The 15557-nt window shown below is 74.2% G+C and carries 16 protein-coding genes; 7 read left to right on the top strand and 9 right to left on the bottom strand.

Features of this window, described 5'->3' with window-relative positions; all coding sequences use genetic code 11:
- Window positions 1-89 precede the first annotated feature (89 nt).
- Both AC2TEW_RS11385 and AC2TEW_RS11380 read right to left on the bottom strand, forming a co-directional pair.
- The gene (locus tag AC2TEW_RS11385) at window positions 90-665 is read right to left on the bottom strand and encodes a TerD family protein (protein ID WP_033819606.1); all 576 of its coding nucleotides are present in this window, start codon (window positions 663-665) and stop codon (window positions 90-92) included.
- A 166-nt stretch (window positions 666-831) separates the two neighbouring features.
- Window positions 832-1329: a hypothetical protein gene (locus AC2TEW_RS11380; RefSeq protein ID WP_199520298.1), complete on the bottom strand. Its 498-nt coding sequence runs from the start codon at window positions 1327-1329 to the stop codon at window positions 832-834.
- A gap of 85 nt (window positions 1330-1414) precedes the next feature.
- Here AC2TEW_RS11380 and arfB point away from each other — a divergent pair, with 85 nt between their 5' ends.
- Entirely contained in the window at window positions 1415-1846 is a 432-nt protein-coding gene (arfB, locus tag AC2TEW_RS11375) for an alternative ribosome rescue aminoacyl-tRNA hydrolase ArfB (RefSeq protein WP_033819605.1), read from the top strand.
- A gap of 31 nt (window positions 1847-1877) precedes the next feature.
- Here the strand turns inward: arfB and AC2TEW_RS11370 are convergent, their stop codons facing one another.
- Complete coding sequence (locus AC2TEW_RS11370; protein ID WP_051812092.1) at window positions 1878-2417, bottom strand: flavin reductase family protein; 540 nt, start codon at window positions 2415-2417, stop codon at window positions 1878-1880.
- Window positions 2418-2731: 314 nt separating this feature from the next.
- Between AC2TEW_RS11370 and AC2TEW_RS11365 the strand changes: the two genes are divergently transcribed.
- Window positions 2732-4705: a diguanylate cyclase domain-containing protein gene (locus AC2TEW_RS11365; RefSeq protein WP_484623252.1), complete on the top strand. Its 1974-nt coding sequence runs from the start codon at window positions 2732-2734 to the stop codon at window positions 4703-4705.
- Window positions 4706-4830: 125 nt separating this feature from the next.
- Entirely contained in the window at window positions 4831-5742 is a 912-nt protein-coding gene (locus tag AC2TEW_RS11360) for a carbohydrate-binding protein (RefSeq protein ID WP_484623251.1), read from the top strand.
- Window positions 5743-5785: 43 nt separating this feature from the next.
- Here the strand turns inward: AC2TEW_RS11360 and AC2TEW_RS11355 are convergent, their stop codons facing one another.
- From AC2TEW_RS11355 to AC2TEW_RS11340, 4 genes are all read right to left on the bottom strand, one after another.
- Window positions 5786-6634 carry a class II fructose-bisphosphate aldolase gene (locus AC2TEW_RS11355; RefSeq protein ID WP_484623250.1) on the bottom strand — a complete coding sequence of 283 codons (849 nt, stop codon included), beginning with the start codon at window positions 6632-6634 and terminating at the stop codon, window positions 5786-5788.
- Between the two features lie 70 nt (window positions 6635-6704).
- Window positions 6705-7880 (bottom strand): N-acetylglucosamine-6-phosphate deacetylase, encoded by a 1176-nt coding sequence (gene nagA / locus AC2TEW_RS11350; protein ID WP_484623249.1) that lies wholly within the window; start codon window positions 7878-7880, stop codon window positions 6705-6707.
- Window positions 7877-8809, bottom strand: a complete 933-nt coding sequence (locus AC2TEW_RS11345) for an ROK family protein (RefSeq protein ID WP_484623248.1) — start codon at window positions 8807-8809, stop codon at window positions 7877-7879. The genes nagA and AC2TEW_RS11345 overlap by 4 nt, the downstream gene beginning before the upstream one ends.
- 169 nt (window positions 8810-8978) lie before the next feature.
- The gene (locus tag AC2TEW_RS11340) at window positions 8979-9899 is read right to left on the bottom strand and encodes an SIS domain-containing protein (RefSeq protein WP_484623247.1); all 921 of its coding nucleotides are present in this window, start codon (window positions 9897-9899) and stop codon (window positions 8979-8981) included.
- A 224-nt stretch (window positions 9900-10123) separates the two neighbouring features.
- On the opposite strand from AC2TEW_RS11340, the gene AC2TEW_RS11335 reads away from it, so the two are divergent.
- Complete coding sequence (locus AC2TEW_RS11335; protein ID WP_359892121.1) at window positions 10124-10918, top strand: DeoR/GlpR family DNA-binding transcription regulator; 795 nt, start codon at window positions 10124-10126, stop codon at window positions 10916-10918.
- Window positions 10919-11095: 177 nt separating this feature from the next.
- Entirely contained in the window at window positions 11096-12427 is a 1332-nt protein-coding gene (locus AC2TEW_RS11330; RefSeq protein ID WP_484623246.1) for an extracellular solute-binding protein, read from the top strand.
- Between the two features lie 18 nt (window positions 12428-12445).
- Here the strand turns inward: AC2TEW_RS11330 and AC2TEW_RS11325 are convergent, their stop codons facing one another.
- The gene (locus tag AC2TEW_RS11325) at window positions 12446-12790 is read right to left on the bottom strand and encodes a cupin domain-containing protein (protein ID WP_484623245.1); all 345 of its coding nucleotides are present in this window, start codon (window positions 12788-12790) and stop codon (window positions 12446-12448) included.
- Window positions 12791-12857: 67 nt separating this feature from the next.
- On the opposite strand from AC2TEW_RS11325, the gene AC2TEW_RS11320 reads away from it, so the two are divergent.
- Together AC2TEW_RS11320 and otsB are read left to right on the top strand one after the other, a co-directional pair.
- Window positions 12858-13112: a DUF3263 domain-containing protein gene (locus tag AC2TEW_RS11320; RefSeq protein ID WP_484623244.1), complete on the top strand. Its 255-nt coding sequence runs from the start codon at window positions 12858-12860 to the stop codon at window positions 13110-13112.
- Between the two features lie 64 nt (window positions 13113-13176).
- Window positions 13177-14046 (top strand): trehalose-phosphatase, encoded by an 870-nt coding sequence (gene otsB / locus AC2TEW_RS11315; RefSeq protein WP_484623243.1) that lies wholly within the window; start codon window positions 13177-13179, stop codon window positions 14044-14046.
- Here the strand turns inward: otsB and AC2TEW_RS11310 are convergent.
- Window positions 14030-15499 (bottom strand): alpha,alpha-trehalose-phosphate synthase (UDP-forming), encoded by a 1470-nt coding sequence (locus AC2TEW_RS11310; protein ID WP_484623242.1) that lies wholly within the window; start codon window positions 15497-15499, stop codon window positions 14030-14032. The genes otsB and AC2TEW_RS11310 overlap by 17 nt on opposite strands.
- Window positions 15500-15557 lie beyond the last annotated feature (58 nt).

The following is a 15557-nucleotide window of genomic DNA, read 5'->3' as shown; positions in this document are numbered from 1 at the left end:
CGGGGTGGGGAGCAAACAAGGGATGGGGGGTCCCTGACCCCCGTGGGTTCCGGCCACCGCCCGTTGCGCACAACGCCGGTGGCGTCGGGTCAGACGTTGACGCCGAAGTCCTGGGCGATGCCGACCAGGCCGGAGGCGTAGCCCTGGCCGACCGCGCGGAACTTCCACTCGGCGCCGTTGCGGTACAGCTCGCCGAAGATCATGGCGGTCTCGGTGGCCGCGTCCTCGGAGAGGTCGTAGCGGGCGATCTCGGCGCCGCCGTTGGCGTTCAGCACCCGGATGTAGGCGTTGCGGACCTGGCCGAAGCTCTGGCCGCGGGTGACCGCGTCGTAGATCGAGACCGGGAAGGTGATCTTGGTGACGTCGGCCGGCAGCGCGGCGAGGTTGACGTTGATCGCCTCGTCGTCGCCGGCGCCCTCGCCGGTCCGGTTGTCGCCGGTGTGGACGACGCTGTTGTCCGGGGTGCTGGTGTTGTTGAAGAAGACGAAGTGGCGGTCGGAGTAGACCTTGCCGCCCTCGTTGAGGACGATCGCGCTGGCGTCCAGGTCGAACTCGGCACCCGTGGTGGTGCGGACGTCCCAGCCGAGGCCGACGGTGACCGCGGTCAGGCCCGGGGCCTCCTTGGTCAGCGAGACGTTGCCACCCTTGGAGAGGCTCACTGGCATGCTTTTTCGGTGTCCCTTCGGTCGCTTTGCCGGGAGAACGCGGACCGGCCCGTCCATGGTTCCATCCGGGCGGCGAGTTCTGTCACGAACCATCGCGTGAACCGCCCGGCCGGGCCCCCGTACGGGTGCCCGTGCGGCGTCGCCCGGGGCCGCGCCGCACGGCCGCTCATACCCGCGGGAAGCGCCCCTGGACCGTCCAGATCGCCGGATTGTCGGCCAGCCCGTCGTGCAGGTCGGTCAGGTCGGCGAGCACGTCCTGGAGGAAGTCCCGGGCCTCCCGCCGCAGTTCGGCGTGGCGGACGACCAGCGGCTCGGCGTCCCGGCGCCAGGTGGCGCTGATCTCCACCCAGCCGAAGCGGCGGGCGAACCGCAGCAGCTCGGTGTTCTGGGTGAAGTCCAGGTCGGCGGTCTGCACGGCGGCCGCCCGGCTGCCCTGCGGGTCGGCGTCCAGCTGCTCGACGATGTCGCACAGCGCCCAGGCGAAGTCCAGCACCGGGACCCAGCCCCAGGCGGTGGACAGCTCGTCACCGTCCAGGTCCAGGTAGACGTCGCCGCAGAACAGGTCGTACCGCAGGCTGCGCACCGACGCGTCCCGGTAGTCGGTCTGCGGAGGGTCGGGGAACCGGTTGGAGAGGGCGTAGCCGAGCTCGATCACGTACGCCATTGTCCGGCACCGGCGGGCCGCCCCCGACCGGCCGGGGCCGATTAACCGCGTGACCGGGGGCCCGGCGGCGCGGGATGATGGGCGCATGCCTGAGCCCATCCGCGTACGGGGGTCGGTGGTCGTCCCCGACGCCGAGCTCGTCTGGCGCTTCTCCCGTTCCTCCGGCCCCGGTGGCCAGCACGTCAACACCTCCGACACCCAGGTCGAGCTGCGCTACGACCTGGCGGCCAGCGCCGCGCTGCCCGAGGTCTGGAAGGCCCGCGCCCTGGAGCGGCTGGCCGGCCGGCTGGTGGACGGGCGGGTGCTGGTGGTCCGGGCCTCCGAGCACCGTTCGCAGTGGCGCAACCGGGAGGTGGCCGCGGCCCGCCTGGCGTCGCTGCTGGGGGAGGCGACCGCGCCGCCGCCGAAGGCCCGGCGGGCCACCAAGCCCAGCCGGGGGATGGTCGAGCGGCGGCTCGACAACAAGCGGCGTCGCGCCGAGCTCAAGCAGGGCCGCAGCCGGCTCCGCCCGGAGTGACGTTTTCTCGCGCGGCCGTTCGGGCCGCGGCTCAGCCGATTCCGCGGTAGCCGCCGCGGAAGTACAGCAGCGGCCGCTCGGCGGGACCGGTCACCCGCGCCTCCAGCACCCGGCCGACCACCAGGACGTGGTCGCCGGCCGCGATCCGCTGCTCGGTGCGGCACTCGACGGTGGCCAGCGCCCCGTCCACCAGCGGCGCCCCGGAGTGCGGCCCGGTCCGGTGCGGGGAGTCGGCGAACAGCAGCCGGTCGCTGAGCCGGCCCTTCATGGCGAACCGCGAGGCGAGCGCCCGCTGGTCCTCGCCGAGCAGCGACACCGCCCACACCCCGGCCCGCTCCAGCACCTCGTCCATCCGGGACTCCGTGCGCACCGAGACCAGCACCAGCGGCGGCTCCAGCGAGACGGAGAGGAACGAGGTGGCGGTCATGCCCACGTCCTCGCCGTCCTCGGGGTCGTTGGCGGTCACCAGGGACACGCCGGCGGCGAGCTGGGCCAGCGCGGCCCGGAAGTCCTCGGCGGAGGCGACCGGTGCGGTGGCGGGGGTGGCTGCGGGTTGTGGGGAGGTGTGCACGTACGGCACGGTAGTCGTCCCGTCCCGCCGCCGGTATCGGGCCCTGGTCGTAGGTCCGCCGGGCCGCCGGACCGAGGTCCGGACCACGGCCGCACCCGTCGCGGGGCGGCCGTCGCGCGGTCCGGAGGCAGGGAATGTCCCGGTATCGGATGACTCAAAGCGCCCGAACCGGTCCATCCGCTTGTGATTTGGGTCACAGTCGCTACCTATTGCTGACCGAGCGTGCCTATCGCAGTGCTCCCTGTGATTCAGTTCTTCTGGCAATCGGACGATAACCAGTCACGAACAATCCGAAGCAGCCGGGGAGCCCCCGCATGGAAGCCGAGTCGGAGCCCTACGTCCGCCTCGCGACCCTCCGCACCTTGCACCGGGTCGTGGCGGACCTCAACGCTGCCCGGAGCCTGGCCGGCACGCTCCAGGCCGTGGTCGAGGGCGCCGTGCACGGGCTCGGATTCGACGCCGCCGCGGTCAGCCTGGTCCGCCCGGACGGCGACCTGGTGGTCGCCGCGGTCTGGGAGATCGAGGAGAGCGCCCTCGGCGGGCCCGCCGTGCTGCTCGGCCAGGTCGGCTCCCGGGAGTCCTGGGAGCGGCTGCTGGGCGTCTGCGACCACTGGGGCACCCTGCGCTTCCTGCCGCACGACCGCGGCTGGGCGGTCGCCTCCGACGTGCCGACCTGGACCGGCGACGGCCCGCTGCCGGTGTACGCCAACGACTGGCACCCCAACGACGGCCTGCTCGCCCCGATGTACAGCGCCGGCGGCGACCTGCTCGGCGTGCTGTCGGTGGACCGCCCGCGCAGCGGCAAGCGCCCCGGCGCCTGGACCCGCGAGGCGCTGGAGATGTTCTCGCTGCAGGCGTCCATCGCCATCGGGAACGCGAGACTACGCGCGGAGATGCAGCGCGCCCTGGCCAGGCTGGAGAAGGAGCAGCAGGCGCTGCGCGCCAGCGAGGAGAGCTTCCGGCAGGCCTTCGAGTACGCGCCCAGCGGGATGGCCATCACCGAACTGCACGGCGACGCGATGGGCCAGCTCACCCGGGTCAACGACGCGCTCTGCCGGCTGCTCGGCCGCCCCCGGGCCACCCTGCGCCAGCAGCGCTTCGCCGACCTGGTGCACCCCGAGGACCTGGCGCTGCTCCAGCGCACCAGCGCCGAGGGCGGCCGGGCCGAGCTGCGGCTCTCCCGGCGCGACGGCGGCTACCAGTGGGTCTGCCTGCGCAACTCGGTGGTCGCCGACGCCGCCGAGGGGCCGAGCTTCCTGCTCACCCACGTCGAGGACATCGAGGACCGCAAGAAGCACGAGCTCCAGCTCGCCCACCGGGCCAGCCACGACGCGCTCACCGGCCTGCCCAACGGCGCCGAGCTGCGGGCCCGGCTCGGCCGCCGGCTGTGCGCCGCCCCCCAGGGCCCGGGCGGCGCGGCCGCCCACGGCGCGGCGTACGGGGCGGGCTACGGCGAGGGCTTCGCGGGCGGCTTCACCGACGCCTTCACGGACGGCTACGGCGGCGGCTACGGGGCGGTCGCCGCCGGGCACGGCCCCGCGGTGGGGGAGGCCGTCCACGGCGCCCCGGACCTCGCCCACGGCGCGTCCTGGGGCACGGCCTGGGAGCCGTCGTTCGACGAGCCCCCGTACAGCGCCTCCTACGGTGCGCACGGCGGCTTCGAGGGCCTGGACGCGGGCGTCCCGGCGCACGGCTACGGCCACCCCGAGGAGTCGCTGCACCGCGAGGTCGAGGCCTTCGACGGCGGCTACCTGCCGCGCACCCGGGAACCCGCCGCCGACCACGTGCACGCCGTGGTCCCGCTCGAACCGCCGCCCGGCGGCGAGGCCTGGGGCGCCGCCCGCCGGCCCGGCACACCGGGCGACAAGGGGCTCGCGGTGCTCTTCTGCGACCTGGACGGCTTCAAGTCGGTCAACGACCGGTTCGGCCACAACGCCGGCGACGCGGTGCTGATCGAGGTGGCCCGGCGGCTGCAGCAGGTGGTCCGCGAGGGCGACACGGTGGCCAGGATGGGCGGCGACGAGTTCGTCGTGCTGGCCGACGGCATCGGCCGCGAGGAGGCCAAGGACCTGGCCGGACGGCTGCGCAACGCGATCATCCCGCCGATGCGGATCGACAACCGCGCGATGCGGGTCGGGGTCAGCCTGGGCATCGGCTGGGCGGGCTGCGGGATGAGCATCGAGGAGGTGCTGCACGCGGCCGACGAGCGGATGTACGACGAGAAGCGGGCCCGGGGGAGCGCCGTCCGGGGCGCGCGCGGCGAACGCTCGCACCGCCGAGCGGGCTAACCGCAGATCAGGCCGCCTTTCCCCGTTGTCCCGGGCGCCAGGTAGGGTGCCGTGGGTACGAGCGTCCACCACTTGACCGTACGGCAAGCTCCGTGCGGCCCGCCGCGATGGGGAGTTGAACCACCGTGACCACGGCCGGCAGCAACGGCACACCCGAGAGCGCGGGCGACGACGACCCGTTCGCCTACCTCTACCGCCCCGCCGAGGGCGAGACGGCCCCCAAGCCGCAGCCGCGCAGCGGCTACAGCAGGCCGATGGAGGTCGGCCGGGCCCAGTACGGCGCGCCCGCGGCGCCCACGCAGCAGTACCAGTCCGCGCCGCCGACCGCCCCGACCGCGCCGGTCCCGCAGCAGACCCGCTACGCCGAGCGTTCGCGCCCGCAGCCGGGCGAGGAGCGGCCGAGCGGCGGACGCGGCAAGGCCGCCGTGATCGGCGCGATAGCGGTGATCGCGGCCATCGCGATCGGCGCGGGCATCGCCCTCTCCAACGGCGACGCGGGCAAGCCGGACACTGCCGCGAGCGCCCACTCCAGTGCGCCGGCGGGGGCGCCGGCGACGGCCGGAAGTGCCGCGCCGTCCCCGTCCGGCTCGCCCAGTCCGACCGCGGACACCAACCCGGTCGCCGACGCCTCCAAGCTACAGGGGCAGAACGCCCCGGCCGGGAACTCGGTCAAGGGCGCGATCTCCGCGGACGGCAGCTACCTCACACTGCAGCCCGGATCCTCGGTGACCTGGACGATCTCGGTGCCGACCGCCGGGCAGTACAAGCTCTGGTTCCACTACAACAACACCGGCGCCGAGATGCCCGCCACCGTCACGGCCAACGGCAAGGACCACCAGGGCGGCGTCAACTTCAAGGTCTACTCCAAGGCCGTCGACCCCGAGCACTCCTGGACCTACACCAATGTGTGGCCGCAGCTGCAGGCCGGGCCGAACACCTTGACGGTGACGGTCCCGGCCGGCGGCTCGGGGACGGTGCTGCTCGACCAGGTGACCCTGACCGACATGTCCGTCAGCGGCGACTACCCGCGGCGCTGACCTGCTGCGGTCCCGCCGGAGCGGCGCCGGCCCGCCGGGTGGGTCAGTGGACCACGGCTGCCAGGTGGGCGACCACCTCGGACATCGCGGTGCGGGCCGGGGCGAGGTACTTGCGCGGGTCGGTGACCCGGTCGTCGGCGGCCAGGTGGTGCCGGACGGCCGGGGTGAAGGCGAGGTTGAGCGCCGTCCCGATATTGATCTTGACCATGCCGGCGGCCACCGCGGCCGCGAGTTCGGTGTCCGGGACGCCCGAGCTGCCGTGCAGCACCAGCGGCACCGGCACCGCCCCGGCGAGCCGCCGGATCAGCGGGTGGTCCAGCGCGGCGGAGCGGGTGGTCATCGCGTGCGAGCTGCCGACGGCCACCGCCAGCGCGTCCACGCCGGTGTCGGCGACGTACGCCGCGGCCTCCTGCGGGTCGGTCCGGGCGCCGGGGGCGTGCGGGCCGAGCGGCGGTTCGCCGTCCTTGCCGCCGACCCGGCCGAGTTCGGCCTCCAGGTGCAGGCCGTGCCGGTGCGCCCAGGCCGCGGCCTCGGCGGTCGCCTTGACGTTCTCCGCGTGCGGCAGCGCCGAGGCGTCGAACATCGCCGACGAGAAGCCGGCCCCGGGGGCGGCCCGCAGCAGGTCCGGGTCCTCGACGTGGTCGAGGTGCAGCGACAGCGGTACCCGGGCGGCGGCGGCCACCTCGGCGCAGGCGCGGGCCAGCGGCAGCAGCCGCCCGCCGTGGAAGGCCACCGCGTTCTGGCTGATCTGCAGGACGGCCGGGGAGCCGGCGCGTTCGGCGCCGGCGGCGATGGCCTCGGCGTGCTCCAGCGTGATCACGTTGAAGGCGGGCAGGCCGCGCCGCTCGGCGACGGCGGCGGCCAGCAGGTCGGCGGTACGGGCAACGGGCATGGCAGTCCCCCAGAGGGTGTGAGAAGCGGGACGCAGAACCACTGCTCACACCCCCGGTGGGACGGGGGAGTCAGGCCGTACGGGCCTTGGTGAGCCGGTCCGCGCCGGTGATCCACTCGCCGCGGCGCATCACCGCGATGAGTTCGTACGTGGCGGAGTCGAGGACGACGAGGTCGGCGTACTTGCCGGCCTCCAGGGATCCGATCGAGTCGCTCAGCCCGAGCAGCCGGGCCGGGACGGTGGACAGGGAGCGCACGGCCTGCTCGATGCCGAGGCCGTTGACGGTGACCGAGCGCCGCAGCGCGACGTCCAGGGTGAGCGTGGAGCCGGCGATCGAACCGCCCTCCACCAGCCGGGCGACGCCGTCCTGCACCCGGACCTCCAGCGGGCCGAGCGGGTAGAGCCCGTCGCCCATGCCGGCCGCGCCCATCGCGTCGGTGATCAGCGCGACCCGGTCGGCGCCGGCCGTGCCGTACGCCAGGTCCAGCACCGAGGGGTGCAGGTGGACGCCGTCGTTGATCAGCTCGACGGTGACCCGCTCGTCCTCCAGCAGGGCGACGATCGGGCCGGGGGCGCGGTGCTGGATGCCCGGCATCGCGTTGAACAGGTGGGTGGCGACGGTGGCCCCGGCGTCGATCGCCTCCAGCGTCTTCGCGTAGTCGGAGTCGGTGTGGCCGACCGCCGCGATGATGCCGAGGTCGGCCAGCATCCGGACCGACTCCAGGCCGCCCGGCAGCTCGGGGGCGAGGGTGAACATCTTCGCGTGGCCGCGCGCCGCGTCGGCGAGCTTGCGCACCAGCGCCGGGTCCGGCTCCCGCAGCAGGTCGGGCCGGTGGGCACCGCACCGGCCCGGCGAGATGAACGGGCCCTCGAAGTGGATGCCCGCCAGCACGCCGTCCTCGACCAGCTCGGAGAGGACCGCCGCCTGGTGGCACAGCTCGTCGATCTCGCCGGTGACGGTGGAGGCGACCGTGGTGGTGGTGCCGTGCTCCAGGTGCGTGCGCGCGGCCCGCAGCGCCTCCTCGGCCACCCCGGAGGCGTACGAGGCACCGCCGCCGCCGTGCACGTGCAGGTCGACGAAGCCGGGCACCACGGTGCAGCCGGTGAGGTCGAGGTCACCGGGGAGCCCCGCGCCGCCGAGCGCCGCGATCCGCGGGCCCTCGACGGTGATCCGGCCCTGGTCGACGACGCCGTCGGGCAGGACGAGTCGGGCGCCGGCCAGTGCTGTACGGTCCGCGGTTGTCACGCGGTCACCTCCATGGAGAGCAGATCCCAGGCGAGCAGGCCTGCGCCCAGGGACGCGGCGGTGTCTTTGAGCATGGCCGGAACGACCTTCGGGGGCATCTGGAAGGTCAGCCGCTCGGCGACCGCGTCGCGCAGTGGCGTGAAGAGGGTGTCACCGGACTCCGCCAGCCCGCCGCCGACGATCACCGTCGACGGGTCGAGCAGGCTCTGCGCCAGCACGATGCCGTCGGCGAGGGCGTCGACGGCGGTGCGCCAGATCCGGGCCGCCCGCTCGTCGCCGGCGTCGACGGCCAGCGCGCAGGCCGCGGCGTCGGCGGCCGGGTCGCCGCTGGCGTCGGCCCAGGCCCGGGAGACCGCGGAGGCCGAGGCCAGCGTCTCCAGGCAGCCCTGGGCGCCGCAGCCGCACGTGGGGCCGCCGGGGCGGACCACCACGTGGCCGATCTCGCCGCCGTAGCCGTGGGCGCCCGCCTCGATCCGTCCGCCGATGCCGATGGCCCCGGCGATGCCGGTGCCGAGCGCGATGAACAGGAAGCGGTCGACCCCGCGTCCGGCACCGATCCGGCCCTCGGCCAGCCCGCCGGAGCGGACGTCGTGGCCGAGCGCGACCGGCAGGCCGCCGAGCCGCTCGCCGAGCAGCCGCCGCATGGGCAGGTCCCGCCAGCCGAGGTTGGCGGAGAAGACCGCGACCCCGTTCTTCTCGTCGATCGTGCCCGGCACCGCGACGCCGGCCGCGAGCGGGGCGCAGCCGAAGCGGCTGCGGCCCTCGTCCGCGAGGTCGGCGGCGAAGTCGAGGATGGTGGCGACGACGGCGTCGGTGCCGTGCTCCCGCCCGGTCGGTCGGCGTGCTTCGAACAGCACGGAGCCGTCCTGGGCGAGCAGCGCGGCCTTCATGCCGGTGCCGCCTACATCGAGTGCGATGACGTGCTTCACGGGGGACAGTTTCCCTTGCCCGGGTCGAAGAGGTCTAGTCCAGTTACCCGATTGGTCTGGTCCATGGGGGGTGAGGTTTGTCGTACTTGGGTGTCCGGTGGGCGGTTTGCGTTCCGGGCGGCCTGCTCTCCCGCCGGGCGCCGTGGCCGGGCCCGTGGTCGGCCCGCGTTCAGGCCAGGATGACGGACCGGGTCAGGTTGCGGGGCCGGTCCGGGTCGAGACCACGCGATTCGGCGAGCGCGAGGGCCAGCTGGTGCACCCGCACCAGGTCGGCCAGCGGGTCGATGCCGCCCTCCCCGGACTCGGCGACCAGCAGCCCGCCGACCCCGGCGACCTGCTCGGCCAGCCCCTCGGGCAGCGGCCCGAACCCCCACACCGCGCGCCCCGGCGCGGTGATGCTGATCGGCCCGTGCCGGTACTCCATCGCCGGGTAGGACTCGGTCCAGGCCAGCGCCGCCTCGCGCATCTTCAGCCCGGCCTCCAGCGCCAGGCCGTTGGTCCAGCCCGTACCGAGGAAGGTGAACTGCTCGCAGGCGACCAGCTCGGCCGGGATCCGCCGGGCCAGCACCCGCTCGGCGTCGTCGGCCGCGCGGGCCACCGTGCCGACGCCGGCCGGGCGGGCGTCCGCCACCTCCAGGTGGGCGCGGAGCAGCGCGAGCACGGTGGTGGCGAAGCGGGTCTGCACCACCGAGCGCTCGTCGGCGAACCCCAGGTCGACCAGCTGCCCGGCCAGCCGCGCGATCGGCTGCGAGGTGTCGCCGGTGATCGCGGTGGTCGGCGCCTCGACGCGGCCGAGCAGGTCGAGCACCTCGGTGGTGGTGCCGGAGCGGCTGATCACCACCACCCGGTCGTAGCGGCGCCCGTACGGGAACTCCGAGGCCGCGAAGGCGTCGGTCTCGCCGTGGCCGCCGGCCTCGCGCAGCGCCGCGTAGGACTGCGCGATGAACCAGGGGGTGCCGCAGCCGACCACGGCGACGCGCTCGCCGCGCCGCGGCAGCGCGTCACCGGTCTGTGCGGCCAGGGCGGCGGCGGTGCGCCAGTCGGCGGGCTGGGTGGCGAGTTCCTCGCCGGTCAGGGACGGACGGGGCATCGGGTGGGCTCCTCGGGTCGGCACTCCGGTCCACGGCAACGGTGATGCGTGAAGCTGATTGATTTATAGCTTTTTCGCGCATGATTGCGCAATGGGGTGCGCTGCGCGGGCCCGGCGCGAAGATCCCGCACCGATCCGCGCAGATGTGACAAGCTGTCCCCCGCTTCACGCGCGCGGCCCGCGCGCCGGGAGCGGGACGAGCGGGCGAGGAGGGGCGGCACGGCGTGTCGAGGTACGAGCGTTGGAACGCACTGCTGGAGCTGCTCACCGAGCACGGCAAGCTGGAGGTCGAGGAGGCCGCCGAGGCGCTCGGCGTGTCGGCCGCGACCATCCGGCGCGACCTCGACCAGCTGGCCAGGCAGCAGATGGTCACCCGTACCCGCGGCGGGGCGGTGGCACACAACGTCTCCTACGACCTGCCGCTGCGCTACAAGTCGGCCCGGCACGCCGACGCCAAGCAGCGGATCGGCGCCGCGGTCGCCGCGCTGATCGCCCCCGGCGAGGTGGTCGGCCTCAACGGCGGCACCACCACCACCGAGGTGGCCCGGGCGCTGGCCGTCCGGCCCGAGCTCACCGAGCGGCCGGAGAACGGCCCGGGCCAGACCCTCACCGTCGTCACCAACGCGCTCAACATCGCCAACGAGCTGACCGTCCGCCCCCAGGTGAAGATCGTCGTCACCGGCGGGGTCGCCCGCCCGCAGTCGTACGAACTGATCGGCCCGCTGGCCGGCCTGGTGCTGGGCGAACTCGCCCTGGACATCGCCGTGCTGGGGGTGGACGCGATCGACGTCGAGCACGGCGCCACCGCCCACCACGAGGGCGAGGCCAGCGTCAACCGGCTGCTGGCCGAACGGGCCCGGCGGGTGGTGGTGGCCGCCGACTCCTCCAAGCTCGGGCACCGCGCCTTCGCCCGGATCTGCGGGCTGGACCAGGTCGGCGCGCTGGTCACCGACGGCGGGGTCGACCCCGCGCTGGCCGCCGCCTTCACGGAGGCCGGCGTCGAGGTGATCACCGCCTGAACGGGCACCGGCCGGCGCCGGACCGCCCGTCCGCGATGTCCGGATATGCCGGTTTCCGGTTGCGTCTGATGCAACGTCAAGAGACAACTCGGTAACTAACACCGCAAGAGGTATGGACCACCCGGGCAATGCCTGTCAGGGTGGCGCCGTTTTCCTCCTTCGAAGGCGGTAACCGACTTGCACAGCGCAGCCCTTGAAAGACCGGCCCGCACCACCGCACGACCGTTCGGCACCTTCCGCGGCCCCGCCCTCGCCGCCGCACTGACCGGAGCGCTGCTGCTCACCGGCTGCGGCACGGTCGAGGGCGGCGGAGACGGCCCGGTCACCCTCAAGCTGGTCGCCGCGGACTACGGCGACACCGAGGCCACCAGCACCACGCACTACTGGGACGACCTGGTGGCCCGCTTCCACGCCACCAACCCGGGCTTCAAGGTCTCGGTCGAGGTGGTCCCCTGGACCGACATCGACAAGCGGGTCGCCGACCTGATCGCCTCCGGCAAGGTGCCCGACGTCGTGCAGACCGGCGGCTACGCCGACCAGGTCGCCGCGGACCGGCTCTACCCCGCCGGCGACGTGCTGTCGATCGACACCCAGGCCAACATGATCGACGCCTTCGCCAAGGCCGGCCAGGTGCTCGGCAGCCAGTACGGCATCCCGTTCGTCGCCTCCACCCGGGTGTTCGTCTACAACCGGACGATGTTCCAGAAGGCCGGCATCAGCGGCCCGCCCGCCACCTGGGAGGACCTGCGCAAGGACGCCGAGCTGATCAAGGCCAAGATGCCCGGGACCATCCCGTACGCGCTGCCGCTCGGGCCCGAGGAGGCCCAGGGCGAGTCGATGATCTGGACCATGAGCGGCGGCGGCACGCTGGCCGACAACGCGGGCAACTACACCGTCGACAGCCAGCCCAACCGGGACACCTTCAAGTGGCTGCGCACCAACCTGGTGGACCGTCACCTCACCTATCCGGACCCCTCGACGGTCGACCGCAAGACCGCTTTCTCCGACTTCGCCACCGGCAAGGTGGCGATGCTCAACGGCCACCCCGGGCTGGTCGCCAAGGCGATCGAGTCGAAGGTCGACTACGGCACCGCGGCCATCCCGCGCAAGGACGCCGGCGCCAAGCCGAGCACCCTGGGCGTCGCCGACTGGATGATGGCCTTCAAGGCCAACGGCCACAAGACCGAGATCAAGAAGTTCCTCAACTTCGTGTACCTGAAGGAGAACACGCTCAAGTTCGACGAGGAGTACAACCTGCTGCCGGTCACCCAGGACACCAAGGACGAGATGACCGGCAGCGGCAAGCACCAGGACCTCACCGAGTTCCTCAACGCGCTGTCGAGCGCCAACTTCTACCCGCTCGGCGACCCGTCCTGGGACAAGGTCAGCGGGATGCTGAAGGAGAAGATCGGCAGCGCGGTGAAGCCCGGCGGGGACGAGGTGCTCGCCCAGCTCCAGTCCGCCGCCGCCCAGGAGGCGAGCCGGGCCCGCGCGGCGGCCGCCCACTGAGCCGCCGGCCGGAGTGGGTCAGAGGTTGATGGCGTAGGCCTTGCGGAGCGTCTCGTGGACGGTCCAGGTGGTGCGGTCGCCCTCGCGCAGGACGGCCAGATCACCCGGACCGACCTCGAGCACCGGGCCGCCCTCGAACTCGATCGTGGCCCGGCCGCTCACCACCACGAACAGCTCGTCCGCCTCGGTGTCGGTCACCACGCCCGGGGTGATCTGCCAGATCCCGCGGATCTGCCGGCCGTCGGGGGACTCCCAGAGCACCTTGCCGGAGACCTCCGGGGTGCCGGAGACGATCTGGGCCGGGTCCAGCGGGTCCGGCTCGAGGTCGGCGTCGGGGATGTGTACGGCGAAACTGTTGGTCATGGCCCCGACGCTAGCCCGGCCGGAGCCGCGCCGGGGACGGCACAGTGTGTCGGACGGGCGCGGCAGAATGACACTGCGTAGGGAGGTGGCCGGTGTGGCGGAGCTGAGTGAGCGCGATCTCGCGGTGCTGGCGCTGGAGGCGCGGGCCTGGCGGACGGCCGGGGCGAAGGAGCGGGCGGTCCGCGCGGAGCTCGGCATCTCCGGCACCCGCTACTACCAGCTGCTCAACGCACTGCTGGACCGGCCGGAGGCGCTGGCGCACGCCCCGGTCCTGGTGAACCGCCTGCGCCGGATCCGCGACGCCCGCCGCGAGGCCCGCTGAGGCACCCGGGTGCCGCCGGGCGGCGGCAGGCATCGGGCGGCGGAGCCTGGGTACGGTCGAGGGCATGGGTATGCCTGAGCTGCTGACGCCACGCACGGCCGCCGGACGGGACGCGCTGGCCGCGCTGCTCGCCGCCCCCCGCGAGAGCGTGGTGGGCCTGGACTTCGACGGGACGCTGGCGCCGATCGTGGCCGACCCCGCGCAGGCCCGGGCCCACCCCGGGGTGGTGCCCGCCCTGTCCGCGCTGGCGCCGCTGGTCGGCGCGGTGGTGGTGGTGACCGGCCGCCCCGCGGCCGTCGCGGTCGAGTACGGCGGCTTCGCGGACGCACCCGGCCTGGAGCACCTGACCGTGCTCGGCCACTACGGCGCCGAGCGCTGGGACGCCGCGACCAAGGAGACCGGCGCGCCCGAGCCGCCCGCGGGGGTCGCCGCGGTCCGGGCCGAGCTGCCCGCGGTGCTGGCCGCGGCCGGCGCCCGGCCGGGCACCTGGACCGAGGACAAGGGCCGCGCGCTGGCCGTGCACACCCGGCGCGCCGACCGGCCCGACGAGGCCCTGGACCTGCTCCGCGCGCCCCTGGCGGCGCTCGCCGCCGCGCACGGCCTGATGGTCGAGCCCGGCCGGATGGTGCTGGAGCTGCGCCCGCCCGGCGTGGACAAGGGCGCCGCCCTCACCGGCTTCCTCGCCGAACGGACCGGAACGCCGCTGCGGACGGTGCTGTACGTCGGCGACGACCTCGGCGACCTGCCCGCGTACGAGGCCGTCGAACGGCGCCGCGGCGAGGGCCTGCCCGGGCTGCTGGTGTGCAGCGCCACCACCGGCGGCGAGGCCCCGGTGGGCGCCCTCGCCGACCGGGCGGACCTGGTGGTCCCCGGCCCGGCCGGCGTGGTGGAGCTGCTCACCGCCCTCGCGGACGGGCTCAGCCGAGCGCGTTGAGCTGGTCCAGGAACCACTGCTGCGGGGGCAGCGCGGTGGCCGCCGCGGCCAGCCGCTTGGTGCGGTCCGCGCGCTCCCCGGCCGGCATGGTGAGCGCCTGGTGCAGCGCCTCGGCGGTGGCGATCACGTCGTACGGGTTGACCGTGATCGAGTCCTCGGCGAGCTCGGCGAAGGCACCCGCCTCCCGGGACAGCACCAGCGCGCAGCCGTCGTCGGAGACCACCGGGATCTCCTTGGCGACCAGGTTCATGCCGTCCCGGATCGGGTTGACCAGGGCCACGTCGGCCAGCCGGTAGGCCGCCAGCGAGCGCGGGAAGTCGTCGTTGACGTGCAGGATCAGCGGCTGCCAGGCGGGGGTGCCGAACTCGTCGTTGATCTCGTGCGCGACCCGCTGCACCGCGGCGGTGTACTCGCGGTACTCGGGCAGGTCGTGCCGGGACGGGTAGGCGAACGCGATGTGCACCACCCGGCCCTGCCACTCGGGCCGGGTCCGCAGCAGGTGCCGGTAGGCGAGCAGGCCGCGGACGATGTTCTTGCTGAGCTCGGTCCGGTCGACCCGGACGATCGTCCGGCGCTCGCCCACCGCCTCCCGCAGGGTGGCCAGCCGGGCGTCGACGTCCGGCCGGTGGGCCCGCTCGCGCAGGAAGTCGGCGTCGGCGCCGAGGCCGTGCACCCCGAGCCGCGTGGTGCGGCCCGCGTGGGTGACGGTCAGCCGCTCCCGGTCGACCCCGGCCCCGAGCAGGTCGGCGCAGCAGTCGGCGAAGGCCAGCGCCCAGCGGCGGGTGAGGAAGCCCGCCCGGTCGGCGCCCAGGATGCCCTCCAGCACGGCCGCCCCGACGTCGTCCGGCAGCATCCGGTAGTACTCGGGCGGCGCCCAGGGGGTGTGCGAGAAGTGCCCGATCCGCAGGTCCGGGCGCAGCGCCCGGAGCAGCGCCGGGGCGAGCGAGAGGTGGTAGTCCTGCACCAGCACCGCGGCGCCCGGCGCGGCCTCGGCGGCCAGCGCCTCGGCGAAGGCGGTGTTGTACGCGGTGTAGGACTCCCACTCGCGGCGGAAGCGGTCGTCGAAGTTGGGCGAGACCGGGGTGTCGTAGAGCAGGTGGTGGACGAACCAGAGGGTGGAGTTGGCCACGCCGTTGTACGCGCGGGCGAAGGTGCCGGGATCGATGTCCAGCATCCGGACGGCCTGTCCGCCGACGTCGTGCCCGGCCAGGTCCAGCCGGCCGTCGGGCGCCTGTCGGGCGGCCGTCCGGTCCGCCTCGCCGAGCGCCGCGCAGACCCAGACCGCCGACGGGTCCTCGATCGCGGACAGGCCCGAGACCAGGCCGCCACCGCCTCTCTTCAGGGTCAGCGAACCGTCGTCCTCGCTGCTGAAGGACACCGGGCCGCGGTTGGAGGCCACCAGGATGGGGGCGGCACCGGGCTGACTCGAACGTGCGGACGCGTGATCGGCCATACTGCCAAGCTTGCCGCGCGACCCCGGGTGCAAACCACTCAGCACGCGGCGAGCCGCC

The organism is Kitasatospora sp. NEAU-CNBT7 (assembly GCF_057220535.1).
Note: the sequence above shows the minus strand (reverse complement) of the source record. Positions and strands in the feature narration are given on the sequence as shown.